Genomic DNA, 17,462 nt, shown 5'->3' with positions numbered 1-17,462 from the left:
AATCAAAGTCTTGTGCATTGCAACACAGCCGCATCAAAATGCTGCTGGGGCTTTTTCCCAAGTTTACACAAACAATGATATATTTAAAGATTTTGTAAAGCTGTTGTCTACCTCAGGTCAGTCTCAGCAAGATATGGCGTAAAATAGAGGTAAGAATGGGGAAAATCAAATCGAAAATACCAGAAAAAAATCTAGTTGAAGACAAACAGAAATCGAGTTATAAATAAAAAAGTAGAGCTGATTTTACCCTTCGTAAAGTAGCACCAATAAAATTCCAGCAAATTTTAGCCCCTGCAATTTAAACAATTTAGGTAATGATTTCTACCGCCGACCCCACTGTATCCGTTATTATCCCAGTCCACAACGGGGGCGCTTACTTCCGCACCTGTTTGTCAAAACTGGCTCAAGCTGTGCCCAGGCCGATCGAGATTATTGTAGTAGCAGATGGCGAAAGTGACGGTTCTTGGCGTCTGGCCAAGGAATTCGGCGCCAAAGTCATCAGGATTCCCGAGTGCGGGGGGCCAGCGCGGGCAAGGAATTTGGGTGCCCAAGCTGCAAAGGGAGATATTCTGTTTTTTGTGGATGCTGATGTCGCTGTTTGTCCAGAAGCCGTGGGCTATGCGATTTCGGTGTTCAAAAACAATCCTTACTTAGCTGCTTTTATTGGCTCTTACGACGATGCTCCTGGAGATCCTGATTTTCTATCGCAGTACAGGAATTTGCTGCATCACTACGTACACCAAACAGGTAACGAAGAAGCTTCGACTTTTTGGGGCGCTTGCGGAGTGATTCGCCGGGAAATTTTTTTGCAAATGGGCGGCTTTAATGAGAGTTACCGCCAAGCTTCGATCGAAGATATTGAGTTCGGCTACCGTTTGAAACAAGCAGGTTATAACATTCGGCTGTGCAAAACCTTGCAGGTGAAGCATTTAAAGCAGTGGAAACCTATGGGGATGGTGAAAGCTGACTTTTTCTACCGAGCACTGCCTTGGACAGAACTGATTTGGCGCGATCGCCAATTGAATAACGACCTCAACTTGCAAGTTTCAAACCGCATCAGCGTGATTTTAACTTATGCAGTGCTGCTGGCAATTTTGGGGACGTGCTGGTCGCTGAGCTTTTTGCTACTGGCTGGTTTGCTGGCTATACCACTGGTAGCAATTAATGCACCCCTTTACAGATTTTTTCACCGTAAACACGGTATCCTATTTGCCCTGAAAACTATTCCGTGGCACTGGCTTTTCTATTTTTACAGCGGACTGGCATTCGCGATCGGGACAGGTCGCTACTTATACCAAAAAAAGCCTGTGACTGGGAAAGTTAGGTTGCCAGTATCGGCTCAATAAATCAAGGTAATTTGTGCTTAAACATCAGGTAGATCGATAGTTTCTCAGGGTATTCACGGGTGCATCGATCCCTTTGACAAGTTATAAATAACTGTATAGTTTTGATAAAAAAGCTGGAGGTAGGCTGAGTGAAACATTATCCTGTTGCGATCGTCGGTGCAGGTCCTGCGGGCTTGACTGCTGCCTACGAGCTAGTCAAGCAAGGCATTATCCCTGTTGTACTAGAAAAAGGTGATAAAGTTGGGGGAATAGCTCGCACCGAAAGCTACAAAGGCTATCGTTTCGACATTGGCGGCCACCGCTTTTATACTAAAGTTGAAGCCGTGCAGCAGTTGTGGCAAGAGGTACTGGGAAATGAGTTTATTAAAGTGCCGCGATTGTCGCGAATTTTTTATCAAGGTAAATTTTTTAACTATCCTATCAGTGCCTTCAATACTCTCTTTAATTTGGGCATAATTGAGAGTACGCTGATTATTTTGAGTTATCTGAAAGTGAGAATTTGGCCGCTTCGGGAAGAAAAAACTTTTGAACAGTGGGTGATCAATCGTTTTGGCGAACGCTTGTATAAAACATTTTTTAAGACTTACACTGAAAAAGTTTGGGGCATTCCTTGTTCGGAAATTCAAGCAGATTGGGCGGCACAGCGGATTAAAGGATTGTCGCTGACGACAGCAATTATTAATGCTTTGTTTGGCAGCAACGACACTAAAACATTAATCAAAGAGTTTGATTATCCGGCTTTGGGGCCGGGGATGATGTGGGAAAAGTTCGCGGAAGCTGTGGAGAATAAAGACGGCAAAGTTTATCTCGATACTAAAGTCATTAGCTTTGAGCGTGAAGGTAATAAGATTAAAAGTATTACTGCGGAGCACAACGGAGAAGTAGTTCAATATTCGGCGGATAATTTCATTACGAGTATGCCGATATCGGCACTGGTAGCAAGACTGAAACCGCAGCCGCCAGAAGAGGTATTGCACGCCGCGCGATCGCTCAAATATCGAGATTTTTTGATTGTATCGCTGATTGTCAATCGCAAGGATTTGTTTCCAGACAACTGGATTTACATTCACTCCCCCGAAGTCAAAGTTGGACGAATTCAAAACTTTAAGAATTGGAGTGCCGCTTTAGTTCCCGACGCCAGCAAAAGTTGTTTAGGAATGGAATATTTCTGTAGCGTAGGCGACGACGTTTGGGAAATGTCGGATGCGGAACTTATCGAATTAGCAACTCGCGAGTTGGTTGGTTTGGGTTTAGCAACAACTGCCGAGGTGGAAGATGGAGTTGTCATACGCCAACCCAAAGCTTATCCAGTCTATGATGGCGAATATCGAGGACACTTGCAGGTACTTGAAGGTTTTGTGAAGGGAATTGAGAATTTGCAGACGATCGGGCGAAACGGTATGCACCGATACAACAACCAAGACCATTCCATGCTGACGGGAATGCTGGCTGTGAGAAATATTCTAGGCGAAAAGCACGATTTGTGGGATGTGAATACTGAGCGATCGTACTATGAAGATTTTAGTGTCGATCGATCAAAAGAAAAAAAAGATTCGTCTTTAATCTCGCAATCAACCTGATTTGACGCTGGAGGGTTGAGAAAGGGAAAGGAAATCTGTATTTTCCTTTCCCTTTTAGTTTTTAACTGATTTAACTGGTTTTAATTGGTTTTAACTGCTTCCCCGGAAGATCCTGGAAACCCATTGAGCGAGGCTCTGCCTCGTTTGCTGGCTCGGTACGCCTTCCCAGGAAGAGCACGGGAACGAGAGAAACAGCTTGTTGCAGTGGTGTGTCTGAATAGTTCAAGTAAAACTTGAAAATCTGTGCTAACTCTTGACTTACAGACTTACAGAGTGAAAATATGCTAAGACGCAAGCAACAAACAAACCAACCTATGAACTTTTCCCAGAAATCAGGGGGCAAAAGTGCCACACCCCCAAAAACCTACTCAACACACAATCCCGGCGTCGGAGGATTGCGGAAATTACTTTTTGCCGCCGGAATAGCCTCTCTGTGCGCTAGCTGTCAAAATCCTCAAGCACCCACCGCCACAACTCCCGGAGGCAGCCCCGGAACCAGTCCCGCAGCCACTCCCGTCGCAGTCAGCAGCCCCGGAGACCCAAATACTGTCAAAATTGTCTCCATGCTCCCGATGACAGGCAGCGCCTTGGGTCAAGCTCAAACAATGGTCAACGGCATCCAACAAGCCCTCGCCGAAACCAACTCGAAAGCTTGCGACGGCAAAATCCAAATCCAATACGAAGTTTTCGATGACGCCACCGCCGCCGCCGGCAAATGGGACCCGGCCCAAGTAACTTCTAACTCCAACAAAGCCGTCGCTGACGGTTCGGTAGTTGCCGTCATCGGTCACTATAACTCCGGTGCCGCCAAACTTTCCATTCCCGTGCTCAACCAAGCTAACATCGTCATGATCAGCCCGGCCAACACTTATCCGGGACTGACTAAACCAGGAAAAGGCGAAGCCAAAGAACCTAACGTTTATTATCCCGCTGGCACTCGCAATTTCACCCGCGTTGTCCCCGCTGACGACCTTCAAGGGGCTGTAGCTGCCAACTGGGCGAAATCTTTAGGCGTGCAAAAAGTCTACATTCTCGACGACCAAGAACTCTACGGCAAAGGCATCGCTGATGTTTTTGAAGCAACTTCTAAAAAGTTGGGAATTCAAGTCCTCGGAAGAGAGGGAATTGATATTAAAGCTAGCGACTACAAGGCGTTAATGAATAAGATCAAAGCTTTAAATCCCGACCTGATTTACTTCGGTGGCACTACTCAAAGCAATGCCGGACAAATAATTAAAGACATGAGAAATGTCGGGATGGCGCCTGATGCAGTTAAGTTCATGGGGCCCGACGGCATTAAAGAGCAAGCTTTAATTGACGCGGCGGGCAAAGATGCCGAAGGAATTTACGCTACTTTTGGCGGCTTGCCTCCTCAAGAATTGACTGGTGCGGGCGCGAAGTGGTACGAAAGTTACAAGGCAAAATATAATGCTGAACCGGAAGCTTATGCAGCTTACGCCTATGAAGCTGCTAAAGTTGCGATCGGCGCAATTAATAAAGTTTGCAAAAATGACCGCGCTGCTATCCGCGAAGCTGTCTTGGCAACTAAAGATTTTAACGGGGTACTCGGCACTTGGAGTTTTGACACCAATGGCGACACGAGCTTGACTACAATGTCAGGAAATGTTGTTAAAGGTGGCAAGTGGGAGTTCGTGAATGCGCTCAAGACAGAATAATTAATCAGAAGGAAGAGGGAAGAAAGAAGAGGTAAGAAGGAAGAAAAATTATTCAAGTTTTTTAATTTCCCAATTTCCAATTCCCAACTCCCAATTCCTAATTCCCAATTCCCAATCACTCAAAAATATGAAGAACTGGAAAAGTATTCTCTTATATCTAGCTGTAGTTTATATAATTTTGCTATTAGGTCCGATCGCAGGATTTGATTTGCCAAAAATCGTTGGAGAAATAGTCAGCAATCCTGAAGTTTTTATCCAACAATTATTAGTAGGCCTTGTCAACGGCGCGCTGATTGCAATTATTGCTTTGGGTTACACAATGGTTTATGGCATTATTGAGTTAATCAATTTTGCTCACGGCGATTTGTATATGTTGGGCGCTTTTGCTTCCCTAACGGTGTTCGGGGCTTTTGGCATTCAAGATGGCGCATCTTTAGGTACTGCTATACCGGTGATGTTAGTCGCTTTAATTGTATGTTCGGTGTTTTGTGCTGGGTTGAATATTGTTGTGGAAAAGTATGCTTATCGACCTTTGCGAAATGCTCCTCGTTTAGCTCCTTTAATTTCAGCGATTGGAGTTTCTTTTATTTTCCAAAATATGGGCTTGTTTTGGGGAGGATTGAAAGCTTTTATTCCCGTAATGGGTTCTAATTCTGCGGCTCCGAAAAGCTTTCCCGATTTGTTACCGCGAGTTGATATTTTCAAAGCTTTGGGAATTCAAACGAGTATTGTATTTACTACGAAAGATTTAATTGTGTTGGTGGTGGCGGTGGTATTGATGGTTTTGCTTCATGTGTTTGTGCAATACACTCGTCTGGGAAAGGCGATGCGGGCAACGGCTCAAAGCCGCGATGCTGCTAAAATTATGGGAATTAATGTGGATCAGATTATTGCTCTGACTTTTTTGATTGGGGGAGCTTTGGCGGGTTCGGCTGGGATTCTGGTTGGTCTGTACAACAATACTATTGTTTTTACGATGGGGTTTACGGCGGGCTTGAGGGCTTTTACGGCGGCGGTTTTGGGGGGTATTGGCAATATTGTGGGGGCGATGTTAGGAGGGGTTTTGATTGGGTTGCTTTCGTCTTTGAGCGATCAGTATTTGTCGAGCCGCTGGACTAATGCTTGGGTGTTTGGCGTTTTGGTGGTGATTTTGGCTTTTCGGCCTGGGGGTTTGTTGGGCGAGAATGTTCAGGAGAAGGTTTGAAATTGGGGGGTTTAAAGAAGGGCAAGAGATACTTATCGGGACTTAAACAAAAAATACGAGCTAAAAAGTTCTAATGCTTGAAGAGCAAGCATATAACGTTTTAAAGAATGAGCAATGAAAGAGACGACCCCCGCCGCCATGCCCCCCTGCTTTGATAAATGGTGTCAAAGATTTGACGATATCTTTGGTCATCAAGCCCAAAAACGGAAGTTTAGGAACTATTTAGGCGGATTATTGGGAGCTCGGGAGCGAAAAAACCTCTCGCAGAGGGCGACAAACGCCGTTGCTTAAAGTTGTGCTGGGATTCAAGGTCAAAAAATCAAGGCAATGGGAATTCAAAAATATGTGGGTAAGTTAGCTGAATACGGGTCCTCGATACGTCGCCATAGTAGTTTTTGAATTGGATTATATGGTCAATCTTGGGCTCCGCGAGGGGCAGGGAGTTGGCATGGAATGCAAGTCAATACATTATTACGCTCATTAATCGGAATTAGGCGCAATAAACTACCATTTTTTCCGAGGGGTATGAGGGCTATGTCATTGATTCTATCAATGTTTTGACTCTAGTTATCACCCCCTCAGCGGTAATGCTTGTATCACACTTTAAATGCAAAACAGCTTATATGGATTGTCCAGTAACCCACTCACTCATGCCATTCCAATAATCTACTTCCGACAAAGAAGACCCCAAAGTACCCTGGTTTGACCGCTTGGTTGTTTTAATTTTGGGAGGAATTCGATAAATGACCCAGTTGGGTGTTTCCTGATAGAGTTCCAATGTTTTTTGAATGTATGCAACCAATTTAGGGTTATCTTTTGCAATTTGCTTATTGCCATATTTAACAATTCCCATCCAATCTGCTCCCTGGGTAATCAAATCTTCCAAGATGGCAATTAAAGTATCATCGGTTATGGGATATTTCCAATAAATACTATTCTTTCTCATGCTCTCTTGAGGACTCGAAGGAGGAGAACCCCAATAAATAGCAGGAGGAAAAACCCAGCCACGTCGGCGACTATAATAAATAGCGACGGGATCGCCACCTCCACGATTAGCTATAGTAACAACAAGGTCGCTTGGTTGAGTTATTTGCTGCAAAGCTATCCCTAGTTCGTAGCCATCTTTGGCCACCGGAGAATAGCACCATCGGTTTAACTGTCTATAACCAATTCCAGAAATGATTAGTAGTATTGCCGTTATGAGTGCTAATGCTGAAGATGAACCTCCGGCTCGCTTGGCGAATGAAGCAATTGCTATCACGCCATTTCCTGCTAGAGCGGCGGCGGCTGGGTTAACAATATTTAAATTAGAGTAATTTGTAACGAGCTGTTGAGCGCCAATGAAGTAATAAATGGCAAAAGCAAGTATCCACCAATGAAACATCCCTGGTACTCGTGTGGCTACATTACTTGGCTGCTGCTCTGATTCTTGGGTAGGAACTTTATAATGAGGGGGAACGAATAAACCAATAGCAACAAGGAGCATGATGGGATAGGTCCAAATCCTCCGAGAAATAAGATGATAAAGTTCAGGGATAAAATATTTCTTTTGTAACCATTCCTGTAACCCATGATCCCAGAGCCAGTTCCCGCTGCCAGCAAAGTGGTAAGGTGGATAGGTCAGAGCAAGATGCCTCGCCCACAAATAATAGGCCGCTACGGGCAGGAGGATGGAAATGGCAGCTACTCCAATTACTATCAGCTTTTTCGGGCGCAGTAATCCTCGATTACCCAGGACAACAAATATTGTATAGAGCATCGGAATGCCAATGATTAAACCTGGTAGTTTGGTTAAAAAGCCCCAAGTTGCAAAGAGGGTGGCAAGCAATAAATAGTACCAGCGGTCAGTTTGTAGGTAAGCAATCAGCATCCAGAAACTTGTTACAACTAATGCCACCATTGCCGGGTCGGGAAGGAAAGACCGATCCACATATATATGGCCTGGAAAAATTGCGAGAATTGCGGCACTCATAAGAGCGCGATCCCGATCCCAAATACGAGAAACTAACTGATAGAAGGCAAATATTCCCCACAAGCTAAACAGGACAACGACGCTGCGTCCCACCCAATCATGCTGTCCCAATAAAGTATAGAGAAGGGCTGTAATATAAGTAACTGTTTGAAATTCCCGTCCATTATAGCTAGGTCCTGGCCCATCCCAGCTAACTTCAGGGTAGAAGATATTCCAATTTTTGCGATAGAAATTTTCGGCCATCATGGCTGTGCTTGACTGACGCCAACTAAAGCTATCAATAAATGGCTGATCGATATGAAGAAATCGCCAAATAGCTGCAACTACAAGAATTGATATCAGGAGATAAGTGGTGTTCCTATAAATTGGAATTTTCATGTTGGCTCTGATGATATAAAAAAACATCTGACCTGTAAAGCTACGCAGTAAGCTAGTGGAACTTAGACAAGGGCAGCGCTAGCTAACTAACTTTACACCTTGGAAGATATCTTGGTCAAGTGGAGTACGCTAACCAGCAAAGAGGGGGAGTCTTCACAGCCTGCTCCCCCAAAAGGTTGCAGGTTTTCTCCTGCGTAATTCTTGTTTTAATTGTCTGATATCGAGTTCTGCTTAAAAATTCCTATTTATAAGTGCAAAATAGAAATAGGAATAGGAATAGTCAACAGTTTTATCATGTATCTGAAAGATTCTCCCCAAGCGATCGCAGTTATAGAAAATCGGAGTTGCTGAAATGAGAGCCGAGCGAGCGAGTGAAAGAGGGAACGAATAATGAACATTAAATAACAATACATGGAAGGTCTTGAATGTCAGTCAAGTCATGTTAATAAAAGTTGGCATAAAATAGCTAAAATGACTTTCTCTTGTGGTGTGAGGGGAACTATTTCGGACATCTCGAATTGACTTTTGCCGTTGCTTTGAGTTCCTGGCGCGTGGAGGGGACGATTTCCGTTTTGATGTCCCAAGAGCGTCAGTGTGCTGCTACTTCCTTCACTGGTACTGTGGGTGAGGCGAGTTTTCACCTTCAACTGAGGTGCTAGATTCTAGTTCGCGATCGGAAATTCTCACTCGGCGCTGCTTTCACCATTGAGGCAATCCTGCGTCGCCAATGTCACCGTTGCCGCATCTTGCCAAGGCTGAGTGATGTCTCCTTCCCCGTAGCATGGGGTAATCGCGATCGTGCAGTCTCCCTGGTTTTCAGAGCCAATAACTAGCTTGGTTGCTTGCGACTGAAGGAATCCTTTTGCAACAAGGATTGTCGCCCATCGGAGAGCATCTGCACCCGGCACTTGTACGTGTAGTTGTCGGAAGTGGGGAAATCGGTCGCCGAGACCTCGGTGAAATGGATAATTCGTTGATTGTTGTGCATACTAGGGTGAAGAATTATGTAAGGAGAGCAAGCCGACTACCCATGCAGCAAAAGCTTAAACTATATGTTAAGGATGAAAAATAGTCAGCGTTCGCCGTCATCTTCCTACTACTGAAATAATACTTAATGGGACGATCGCCAACATTGAATTTTTATTTCCAAGTATAAGATAGCGCTTCTCAATTGAGTGGAATACTGTACGCCCAATTAAATATTCCCTGGTTTGAGCCAGCCAAAAACTTCGCCTAAAGTCAACTGCATTTCCGGCATAAATTTGGGCAGCGGAAGTATATCTGTTGGTTCTTGCAAGGAAATAGGCTGCTGCCTTGCGGGATAGGCTAAAATGTTTTTTTCATCTGGATCGAGCAACCAACCCATCTGACAACCGGCATTCAAACAGTGCAAGATATTGTTTGTGACTTTGGTTTGGCTTTGGGCTGGGGACAATATTTCTATTGTCCAGTCTGGGTGAGCGTTAAATGTATTGGCAATTTCGCCGTCAGCGTCTAGGGGAATGCGATTCCAAACAAAAATCGCGACATCGGGAACAATAGAACGTCCGCCAAAGGTGCAGCGAAGTTCTGGAAATGCCCAAGCAATCCGCTGAGGTTTGCCCGCTGCATTAACCCTCGTGATGAGTTCTCCCTGAATTGTGCTGTGTTTTCCTTGCGGCATAGGTTTTTGTAAAATCGCACCTTTGATGTATTCGCTAGCGGGTTTGGTTTCTGGGAGTTGCAAAAACTCGTCGAGGGTGATAGTTTTTTGAGGTGCTTGTACCATATAGCGATCGCCCGTTTGAAGTGTGTTGCGGTAACAGTTCCAGTATATTTGAAGTTTCGATCGCTGTGGTGAAACAATCGCTCTCAAAAGACTCTAAACTGTAGCTAGCCCGCTCAGCAGTTTCCCGAACCAGCGGTCGATCGAGTTGCTTGAGGCAGAAATTGGCACTGGCCGCGTCAGTCGCATCTATAAAACTGCGATTCCTAACATTCTTCCATCTAACTACTGACTGTTGACTAATAACTAATGGCTAATAATTTATTTCTATGTCAAAAAAAATAATTAATGCGATCAAATCGAGCGGTATTTTAGGGGCGATCGCCTCTTTGACTGTTTTGTTATTCGGCGGTTGGAGCGGCACTGTGATCGGCTGGCTGATGGGTACGGCTGCGGGATTTATGAGCTGTCGGGATCAGAAGGTTTACAGCCCGAAAATGGGTGCTGCGATCGGCAGTTTAGCGGGTTTGGGATTGGGAGTTTGGCTGTTAGTTGCGAGTGTGGTAGAAGGGGTGTTGATTAGACCTTTGTCTGGTCAACCTGCTGTTGCTTTGCCGACGACGCTGCTGTACGGGATTTGCAGTTTGACGATCGCAATTTTGACAGCTACGTTAATGGGTGCTTTGCAGGGTTTGCAGGGGGAACGCCAGCGGCTGGCAACTCTGGTGACATTAGCTTTTATTCTAATTCTGTTTCCGTTTATCGACATTCAGGCTCAAACCGGCTGGATTGCTACTGTAGTACAGATTCAAATCTTTATTATGTTGGCGCTGGGTTTGAATATTACTGTGGGTTTTGCGGGTTTGTTGGATTTGGGATATGCGGCGTTTTTTGCGATCGGCGCTTACACGACGGCTTTACTATCTTCTGGACAGTTAAATATTGCTTGGAACTTTTGGGTGGTACTGCCGATCGCGGCCGGTGTAGCTGCGATCGCGGGTGTAATCCTCGGTATTCCCACACTGCGGCTCAAGGGCGATTATTTGGCGATCGTTACCCTCGGTTTTGGCGAAATTATCCCGGTTGTCTTTAGGAATTTAACCGCGATTCGGATCGACGAACCAGTCTCGAAGATTGTTGCGGCTGTTTTGGGTAAACCCGAGTTGGTGCTGTGTCTGGTTGGGTGCGATCGACCTTTTAACCTCACCGGCGGCGAAGCGGGAATAAACCCGATCGGGCGTCCATCTCTCCCCATCGTCGGCACTTTCAGCACCGGCAACTACTTTCCCTGGTACTACCTAATTTTACTGTTAGTTGTCTTTGCTTACTTCATGATTTCGCGGCTGCGAGATTCCCGCTTGGGGAGGGCGTGGAATGCCATGCGCGAAGATGAATTAGCGGCGAGTGCGATGGGCATTAACCTGGTCAAAACCAAACTTTCGGCTTTTGCGATGGGAGCGACGTTTTCCGGCTTTGCAGGCGCGTTTTACGCCGCCTATATCAGCGCGATTTTTCCCAGCGTTTTCGATTTCTCGGTGTCGGTAATCATTTTGTGTATGGTGATTTTAGGCGGTTTGGGGAATATGACGGGGGTGATTTTGGGGGCTATCATTATCATGTCTGCCGATCGGCTTTATCTGCCACAATTAGCCCAAGTCCTCAAGGGTTTTCTAAACACTTTTGTACTCCCCAGGATTGCAATTCCCCAGTTGCGAGAGTTTCTGGCCACCAGTTTAGACCCGATTCAAATGCGCTTATTTCTATTCGGCCTAACTCTTGTTGTCATGATGATCGTGCGGCCCGAGGGGCTGATTCCTGATAAGCTCCACCAAGCTGAACTGCATTCGGATGCTGAATCGAGCAATGAGTCTTTAGCAGATGCGAGAAGTCAATAAATAAGTAAGGACAAAAAACATAGTATTTTGTAGGTGGGTTTAGCTAAAAATATAGCCTGCCATGCCAGGAACTTTATGAGTGTAAAACCCCCCTCCTCATCTAATGTTTATTTGTAACCAACTACTTAGTAAGCGTGAGAGGTTAGCCATGAAAAATGTAACTGGTACTGCTTTTATAGTTGCGGAATTTAGAGCTGAAGAGAACGAAGAGGCAATTCCTCTTTACACTGATAATGTAGTAAAAATTTGGCTCAATGAGGAAACAAAAGAAATAGCTGCAAAAATAGCTCAAAACTCTCCCGCCGCTAAAGAAATGGTTAAGTTGCGGACTAAATATTTTGATGATGTTTTGTCAAATCAAATTTTAGGAGGTTGCAAGCAAGTAGTTATTTTAGGTTCTGGCTTGGATACTCGCGCTGCTAGAATTAATGGCGAAAAAGTCACTTATTTTGAAATAGACGACCGCGCGACTCTTCAATTAAAAGAAGAAACTCTCAAAACCAACAAAATTAGCGCCAATGTTCGCTACATTCCCGGAGATTACATCAAAGATGGTTTAATAGCTTTACTGAAAGAGAGTGAATTGGATTTCGAGCGCCCGACATATTTTTTGTGGGAAGGCAACACAACCTTGCTTGCCAAAAAAGATGTAATATTGACGTTGGAACAAATTCGTGACAATGTGAAGAGTTTTCGATTGTCCTTTGATTATATGTCAGAGCGGGTAATTTTGAGGACGACGGGCTACCAAGATATCAATGATTACATAGATAAATACGAAAGTATGTATACACCGTGGATTACTGGGTTTGACAATATCGCAACTTTGGCTGACGAACTCAATCTCAAACTTATTGAGAACTTTTCGACGGCAGATTTGCACGTACAATATCGCCCTCGCCGTTCCCTCGAATCTAATCTTTTTAAGTTCTATTTTGTTTGTACGCTAGAAAATCCCGTCTAAAATTCACTAGGGTGCGTCAGTCAAGAGATTTGACTAAACTGACACAATTGGTGGCTGGCATACCGCATATCGCGGGCGATCGTAACTGCTGCACCCAGATGCCTCCAAAAGTATTTGCCAACAGCTCTCAGGCAGGCTAAACTAGGAATTAATAAGCTCGACCGGCACGGCAGCAGGATTAGCAATCCTCTGTATAGTTTGGCCCGAGAATCGCTCCAATTATTCAAAGCTATGACTTTAGCAACAAAACAAATCATTGACCAAAGCAATGACACCGAAGAAATTAAGGGAGTTGGAGAACAATTTGCAGCGATACAACAATCCTTAGAAAAAGCATTCCAATCTCAAGATGCTCTGGCACCAGAGGAAGGTATTAGAGAACTGCTGTCAATCTACGACCTTTATCTCCATATTGAATCAGGAAGCAATCCTGCGGAGAGATTTAAAAGCTTAGAAGAACTTGAACTTAGAGTCGAAGCATTTAAGACAAAGTACAAAGACTTTGCTCCCAAGGAAGCTATTGATGGCATAGAAAATGTGCAAGTTTGGGCTAAGATTTCTAGAACAATGATGTCGGTCAAAGTTTATGCACTTGCCGCATCTGTTGAAGACAACGAATTAAAGCAACTAAGATTGTTTTACACAGGACTAATTAATTTGTTAGATATCGCAGAAAATTATCTAAGCTTCTTTACAGAAAGAGGTCGCGAATTAGCCAAAGCTTTAGCTCACACAGTAATCAGCGATAAAACAGTTGAAGATTATGCTAAGAAAAGACCAGTAGATGAAATCACCAGCCAAGCTATAGGCATCAGAACAGCAGCCAAAGCAATTTTGTGGGAAATAGATCGGCACGAAAACCAAGATTTTTTGGATAAATTTTCGTACAAAGCACTCTATGAAAAAGCCAACAATGCAGTAAAAACAGATGGTAAAGAAGAACTCCTTAAAACTCTCCGTTCCTGGCGTGAAGAGTATATTAACGAGCTCGAAAAACTCTCATAAAACTTGCAACCTAATTCATGAGTAAGTTAATTTTTTTAGATACGGGTGTGCTGGGAAAACTCATACATCCTGATGTTGAGCAAGGCAAATTTAGGTTGGCTCAAAATCCTGAAAGCGAAGTTAAGGAATCGCTTAGAGAAGCAATTGAATGCAGTGAGTGGTTAGATACGCTAATAGATGAAAAAAAATCTTCTGTAGGTATATCCGAAATCGTGAAATATGAAGCAAGGCGCGAGCATATCCGACGAATCAGCGATCGCAAATCAGGACTAAAAGAGAAAGAAAAAGCTCGTAAAGCTATTGAAAAGCTAGATGAACTAATCACAAAACAAGGAGTTGTATATTTTCCAGTTACTTCTAAAGAAGGCAACGTAATGCAAGAAGCGGCTGAACTATGGGCTTTTGCACGCAATAATTCTTATGTAGCCCACGATGCAGACTTAATCATAGCCGCTCAAGCCGTCATTATTAAGAGAATAGGAATAGACGTAATCATTGCAACAACTGATACCGAAGACTTTAACCGATTGCTACAACAGCACCACATTGAAGCTAGACGCTGGAGAGATATTAAAACTTAGCTGAACTGTCTCTCATTTAATTTTCCACTTTTTTTTTCCTAAAACTCAAGGGGCAACTCTCTAACAACTTAACTAATATCAGGAAACAGAACCAAAATGTCATTATTAGAAGCACAGCAACTTACAATGCAATTCGGCGGTTTGACTGCTGTCAACCAGGTTAGTTTAACTTTGGAAAAAGGAGCGATAGCCAGTTTAATCGGCCCCAACGGTGCGGGCAAAACCACATTTTTTAATATGCTTACGGGTATCTACAAACCGAGTGCAGGTCAGTTGCTCCTCGAAAATAAGAATATCACGGGTTTGCCTCCCGATCGCCTGACCACTTTCGGCATTGCTAGAACTTTTCAAAATATCCGCTTGTTTAACAACATGACTGTGCTGGATAATGTTTTAGTAGGTAGACACTGCCGATTAAAAACAGGTTTGTTGGGCGCAATCCTCCGCACTCCGGCTGTGATTTTAGAGGAACGGGGAGCTAAGAAAAAAGCTTTGAGTATGCTTGATTTTGTCGGTTTAGGTGCTTCTAAAGCGCCGGAGTTGGCAAAAAATCTTTCCTACGGCGACCAGCGGAGATTGGAAATTGCCAGGGCCTTGGCTTCCGATCCGAAAGTGTTGCTTTTGGACGAACCGACGGCAGGGATGAACCCGAACGAAACGGCTGATTTAACTCGCTTTATTTACCGGATTCGCGATGAGTTGGATTTGAGTATTTTGCTGATCGAACACGATATGAAAGTGGTGATGGGAATTAGCGATCGCGTGAGTGTGATGGAGTACGGTACTAAAATTGCTGAGGGAACTCCGGCAGAAGTTCGCGCCGATCCTCGCGTGATTGAGGCATATTTGGGAAAAGAAGAAGATGGACATGGATAATGGGTATTGTGTGCCGACAGATAAGTGAGGTGGGCAGTGTGTATCCTCGGAATAAGGGATATAATTCACGGCAAATTAACCGAATAAAATTAGGGCGGGTTTACCAAAAATCTGTCATGCAAACCGATGATATTTATCAACCTGCCTAGGAAGACAGCATTTTATAACTAGAAATTCAACGGCAACGATAGGAGGTGCGCCTTGCACACCCTACGGATTAATATTCGGGGGTTTACCTAAACTTTTGATGTGACTTCCGGCATTTGTTTCTTGTTTTTTCTCTGCATGACAAACAATCCTAAAAATATTGCAGTAGCTAATACTGTGCTCGGTTCTGGAACTGCTTCTGCTTCTGCGATATTGTTTTTAAATTCTACCAATGTTAAGTTAGTAGCGCTGTTGAATGTCCGGGAATACACCCCAGAAGTATACAGGAGGCTTGTTGCTGTACTTCCTTGAGCTATAAAATTAAAGTTAATGTTTGTTGGCTTAAAGCTTTGGCTGGCGAACCCACTCAAATAAATTCCCCCAGAAGAGTCTAAACCGCTGGCAAATTGAAAAGAGTCTAACAAAATGTTAGTAACAGTGTTAATCACCCAGAAAGATATACTGCCATTCGCCCTGGCGCGTTCGGATTGAGGGTTGTCCACTGATGTTAAAAGAGCTAAAAATGTCTGAAAATTGAATGAAAAAGTTTCTTCGGCATCAATGAAGAAGTCGCCGATAACTGCTGCTTGACTTTGGGCTAAACCGGAATAGTTGCTGCCGCTGCCTATGACTTCACTTTGCGAGAGATTTTCTGCCAGTAATTCGTGACAGTTAGATATAAAAACTGCCTCAGCTATCGCTTGGCTAATGACTGCACCACTGTTAGCTATTGTCTCAGCGTTAGTGTTAGTAGAAGTACCTGTGTCAGTCGGTGTGTGACTGAAGTTGTCAATCGTTACTCCTGCCACAGAACCGGCTATTGTGGCAGCAATGCTGGGCGCTATACCTACACTCAAGCTGGTTACTAAAGGAGTTGCTAATAAAAATGCGATCGATACACTAATGTGATTGAATTTCATGGTAGATTTCCTTAAATTTGAAAAATTTTAAGTGCTGTTATTCGTAACTTGTAGCGGTTGGTTTTGCTTACGTATTAATACTACCTATTTACTTAGAGATTTGTGTAAAGCTACTGTCAAGAAATTTTGTTTTTGATTAAATTTTCTGTAAAGTTGGTATCCCCACCACTAAAAATAGATGCTATGGGAGCTCAGGCTAAGTCTTCCTCTAAGTGAAATTACTGCTTACTCTAAAAAAGTTAATTTTCAATAAATGCAATAAAAATTTATAATTAGTCTGGATAATATAATAAAGCACAAAGCAGAAAGAGTAATTATGTTGGAAATTAAAGACATTCACACCTACTACGGAAATATCCACGCTCTCAAAGGAGTGTCGCTAACAGTCTCGCAGGGAGAAGTTGTGACATTAATCGGCAGCAACGGGGCGGGGAAAACGACCACTCTCCGCACGATTCAAGGACTGCTGCGGCCGCGCCAAGGCACTATATTATTTGAGGGAAAGCCTTTAGAAGCACTATCTACAGAGGCGATCGTCCGTTTGGGGATTTCTCAAAGTCCCGAAGGGCGGTTGATTTTTCCGCGAATGACGGTGCAAGAAAACCTAGAAATGGGTGCTTATCTCCGCAACGATACTCTCGGTATCAAGTCGGATATGGAAAAAGCATTAAATTTATTTCCTCGTTTGCGAGAAAGAATTAGTCAAAAAGGGGGAACTCTCAGCGGCGGCGAACAGCAAATGTTGGCGATCGCCCGGGCTTTGATGTCGCGCCCCCGCTTGTTATTATTGGACGAGCCGAGTATGGGATTGGCACCGATGTTAGTCAGTCAAATTTTTGGTATCGTCCGCGATATTAATGCTGAAGGAACAACTATTTTACTGGTGGAACAAAACGCCCGCATGGCTTTAAGTGTAGCCCACCGCGGCTATGTTATCCAAACCGGTCAGGTTGTAGTCGCTGGTACTGCTAGCGATTTGCAGTCAAATGAAACTGTTCGCAAAGCATATTTAGGTGAAGGTTAAATATAGGCATTGGGCATTGGTTATTGAAACTGACAACTAACAACCAAAAACCAACAAATAACAAATAATATCGTTTCCGGTTGCATCGGTATTGTTCAAACAGTCAACTGTCCCTGGGGGGGTGACAACCCGCCCCAAACCCATAGTTAGTAAGGATTGAGCCAACTTGTGGTAAAAAAAGATAGGCAG

General features: G+C 43.9%; 15 protein-coding genes and 1 pseudogene. 11 read left to right on the top strand and 5 right to left on the bottom strand.

Features of this window, described 5'->3' with window-relative positions; translation table 11 throughout:
• Positions 1–314: 314 nt before the first annotated feature.
• The 5 genes and pseudogenes from QUA33_RS12635 to QUA33_RS12615 form a co-directional block, all read left to right on the top strand.
• The gene (locus QUA33_RS12635; RefSeq protein WP_333148883.1) at positions 315–1,346 is read left to right on the top strand and encodes a glycosyltransferase family A protein; all 1,032 of its coding nucleotides are present in this window, start codon (positions 315–317) and stop codon (positions 1,344–1,346) included.
• 128 nt (positions 1,347–1,474) lie between these two features.
• Positions 1,475–2,926 carry an NAD(P)/FAD-dependent oxidoreductase gene (locus QUA33_RS12630; protein ID WP_333148882.1) on the top strand — a complete coding sequence of 484 codons (1,452 nt, stop codon included), beginning with the start codon at positions 1,475–1,477 and terminating at the stop codon, positions 2,924–2,926.
• Between the two features lie 314 nt (positions 2,927–3,240).
• The gene (locus QUA33_RS12625; protein WP_333148881.1) at positions 3,241–4,602 is read left to right on the top strand and encodes a branched-chain amino acid ABC transporter substrate-binding protein; all 1,362 of its coding nucleotides are present in this window, start codon (positions 3,241–3,243) and stop codon (positions 4,600–4,602) included.
• 127 nt (positions 4,603–4,729) lie between these two features.
• Positions 4,730–5,806, top strand: a complete 1,077-nt coding sequence (locus QUA33_RS12620; RefSeq protein WP_333148880.1) for a branched-chain amino acid ABC transporter permease — start codon at positions 4,730–4,732, stop codon at positions 5,804–5,806.
• A gap of 114 nt (positions 5,807–5,920) precedes the next feature.
• Positions 5,921–6,091: pseudogene (locus tag QUA33_RS12615) on the top strand (IS701 family transposase); the annotation flags it as partial.
• Positions 6,092–6,425: 334 nt separating this feature from the next.
• On the opposite strand, the gene QUA33_RS12610 reads toward QUA33_RS12615, so the two are convergent.
• The 4 genes from QUA33_RS12610 to QUA33_RS12595 form a co-directional block, all read right to left on the bottom strand.
• Complete coding sequence (locus QUA33_RS12610; RefSeq protein WP_333148879.1) at positions 6,426–8,156, bottom strand: glycosyltransferase family 39 protein; 1,731 nt, start codon at positions 8,154–8,156, stop codon at positions 6,426–6,428.
• Positions 8,157–8,593: 437 nt separating this feature from the next.
• Positions 8,594–8,797, bottom strand: coding sequence for a hypothetical protein (locus tag QUA33_RS12605; protein ID WP_333148878.1), 204 nt, complete (start codon positions 8,795–8,797; stop codon positions 8,594–8,596).
• 42 nt (positions 8,798–8,839) lie between these two features.
• Positions 8,840–9,064 carry a hypothetical protein gene (locus tag QUA33_RS12600; RefSeq protein ID WP_333148877.1) on the bottom strand — a complete coding sequence of 75 codons (225 nt, stop codon included), beginning with the start codon at positions 9,062–9,064 and terminating at the stop codon, positions 8,840–8,842.
• A 287-nt stretch (positions 9,065–9,351) separates the two neighbouring features.
• Entirely contained in the window at positions 9,352–9,924 is a 573-nt protein-coding gene (locus tag QUA33_RS12595; protein ID WP_333148876.1) for a Uma2 family endonuclease, read from the bottom strand.
• Between the two features lie 266 nt (positions 9,925–10,190).
• Between QUA33_RS12595 and QUA33_RS12590 the strand changes: the two genes are divergently transcribed.
• The 5 genes from QUA33_RS12590 to QUA33_RS12570 all read left to right on the top strand — a co-directional run bounded on the left by QUA33_RS12590 (position 10,191) and on the right by QUA33_RS12570 (position 15,182).
• The gene (locus tag QUA33_RS12590) at positions 10,191–11,756 is read left to right on the top strand and encodes an ABC transporter permease subunit (protein WP_333148875.1); all 1,566 of its coding nucleotides are present in this window, start codon (positions 10,191–10,193) and stop codon (positions 11,754–11,756) included.
• A 148-nt stretch (positions 11,757–11,904) separates the two neighbouring features.
• Entirely contained in the window at positions 11,905–12,720 is an 816-nt protein-coding gene (locus QUA33_RS12585; protein ID WP_333148874.1) for a class I SAM-dependent methyltransferase, read from the top strand.
• A 231-nt stretch (positions 12,721–12,951) separates the two neighbouring features.
• Positions 12,952–13,725: a hypothetical protein gene (locus QUA33_RS12580; RefSeq protein WP_333148873.1), complete on the top strand. Its 774-nt coding sequence runs from the start codon at positions 12,952–12,954 to the stop codon at positions 13,723–13,725.
• Between the two features lie 17 nt (positions 13,726–13,742).
• Entirely contained in the window at positions 13,743–14,306 is a 564-nt protein-coding gene (locus QUA33_RS12575) for a hypothetical protein (RefSeq protein ID WP_333148872.1), read from the top strand.
• A 96-nt stretch (positions 14,307–14,402) separates the two neighbouring features.
• Complete coding sequence (locus tag QUA33_RS12570) at positions 14,403–15,182, top strand: ABC transporter ATP-binding protein (RefSeq protein ID WP_333148871.1); 780 nt, start codon at positions 14,403–14,405, stop codon at positions 15,180–15,182.
• A gap of 236 nt (positions 15,183–15,418) precedes the next feature.
• Here the strand turns inward: QUA33_RS12570 and QUA33_RS12565 are convergent, their stop codons facing one another.
• Positions 15,419–16,249 (bottom strand): PEP-CTERM sorting domain-containing protein, encoded by an 831-nt coding sequence (locus QUA33_RS12565; RefSeq protein ID WP_333148870.1) that lies wholly within the window; start codon positions 16,247–16,249, stop codon positions 15,419–15,421.
• Positions 16,250–16,565: 316 nt separating this feature from the next.
• Between QUA33_RS12565 and QUA33_RS12560 the strand changes: the two genes are divergently transcribed.
• Positions 16,566–17,273 (top strand): ABC transporter ATP-binding protein, encoded by a 708-nt coding sequence (locus QUA33_RS12560; RefSeq protein ID WP_333100273.1) that lies wholly within the window; start codon positions 16,566–16,568, stop codon positions 17,271–17,273.
• Positions 17,274–17,462: the final 189 nt, after the last annotated feature.

It is taken from the genome of Microcoleus sp. Pol14D4, assembly GCF_036701245.1.
In the GTDB taxonomy this organism is placed as follows: domain Bacteria; phylum Cyanobacteriota; class Cyanobacteriia; order Cyanobacteriales; family Microcoleaceae; genus Microcoleus.
Note: the sequence above shows the minus strand (reverse complement) of the source record. Positions and strands in the feature narration are given on the sequence as shown.

What these genes read in the sequence shown, in the direction of transcription:
- QUA33_RS12635 (WP_333148883.1), top strand. Translation starts at nt 315, where the DNA reads ATGATTTCTACCGCCGACCCCACTGTATCCGTTATTATCCCAGTCCAC.
- QUA33_RS12625 (WP_333148881.1), top strand. Translation starts at nt 3,241, where the DNA reads ATGAACTTTTCCCAGAAATCAGGGGGCAAAAGTGCCACACCCCCAAAA.
- QUA33_RS12620 (WP_333148880.1), top strand. Translation starts at nt 4,730, where the DNA reads ATGAAGAACTGGAAAAGTATTCTCTTATATCTAGCTGTAGTTTATATA.
- QUA33_RS12610 (WP_333148879.1), bottom strand. Translation starts at nt 8,156, where the DNA reads ATGAAAATTCCAATTTATAGGAACACCACTTATCTCCTGATATCAATT.
- QUA33_RS12595 (WP_333148876.1), bottom strand. Translation starts at nt 9,924, where the DNA reads ATGGTACAAGCACCTCAAAAAACTATCACCCTCGACGAGTTTTTGCAA.
- QUA33_RS12590 (WP_333148875.1), top strand. Translation starts at nt 10,191, where the DNA reads ATGTCAAAAAAAATAATTAATGCGATCAAATCGAGCGGTATTTTAGGG.
- QUA33_RS12585 (WP_333148874.1), top strand. Translation starts at nt 11,905, where the DNA reads ATGAAAAATGTAACTGGTACTGCTTTTATAGTTGCGGAATTTAGAGCT.
- QUA33_RS12580 (WP_333148873.1), top strand. Translation starts at nt 12,952, where the DNA reads ATGACTTTAGCAACAAAACAAATCATTGACCAAAGCAATGACACCGAA.
- QUA33_RS12575 (WP_333148872.1), top strand. Translation starts at nt 13,743, where the DNA reads ATGAGTAAGTTAATTTTTTTAGATACGGGTGTGCTGGGAAAACTCATA.
- QUA33_RS12570 (WP_333148871.1), top strand. Translation starts at nt 14,403, where the DNA reads ATGTCATTATTAGAAGCACAGCAACTTACAATGCAATTCGGCGGTTTG.
- QUA33_RS12565 (WP_333148870.1), bottom strand. Translation starts at nt 16,249, where the DNA reads ATGAAATTCAATCACATTAGTGTATCGATCGCATTTTTATTAGCAACT.
- QUA33_RS12560 (WP_333100273.1), top strand. Translation starts at nt 16,566, where the DNA reads ATGTTGGAAATTAAAGACATTCACACCTACTACGGAAATATCCACGCT.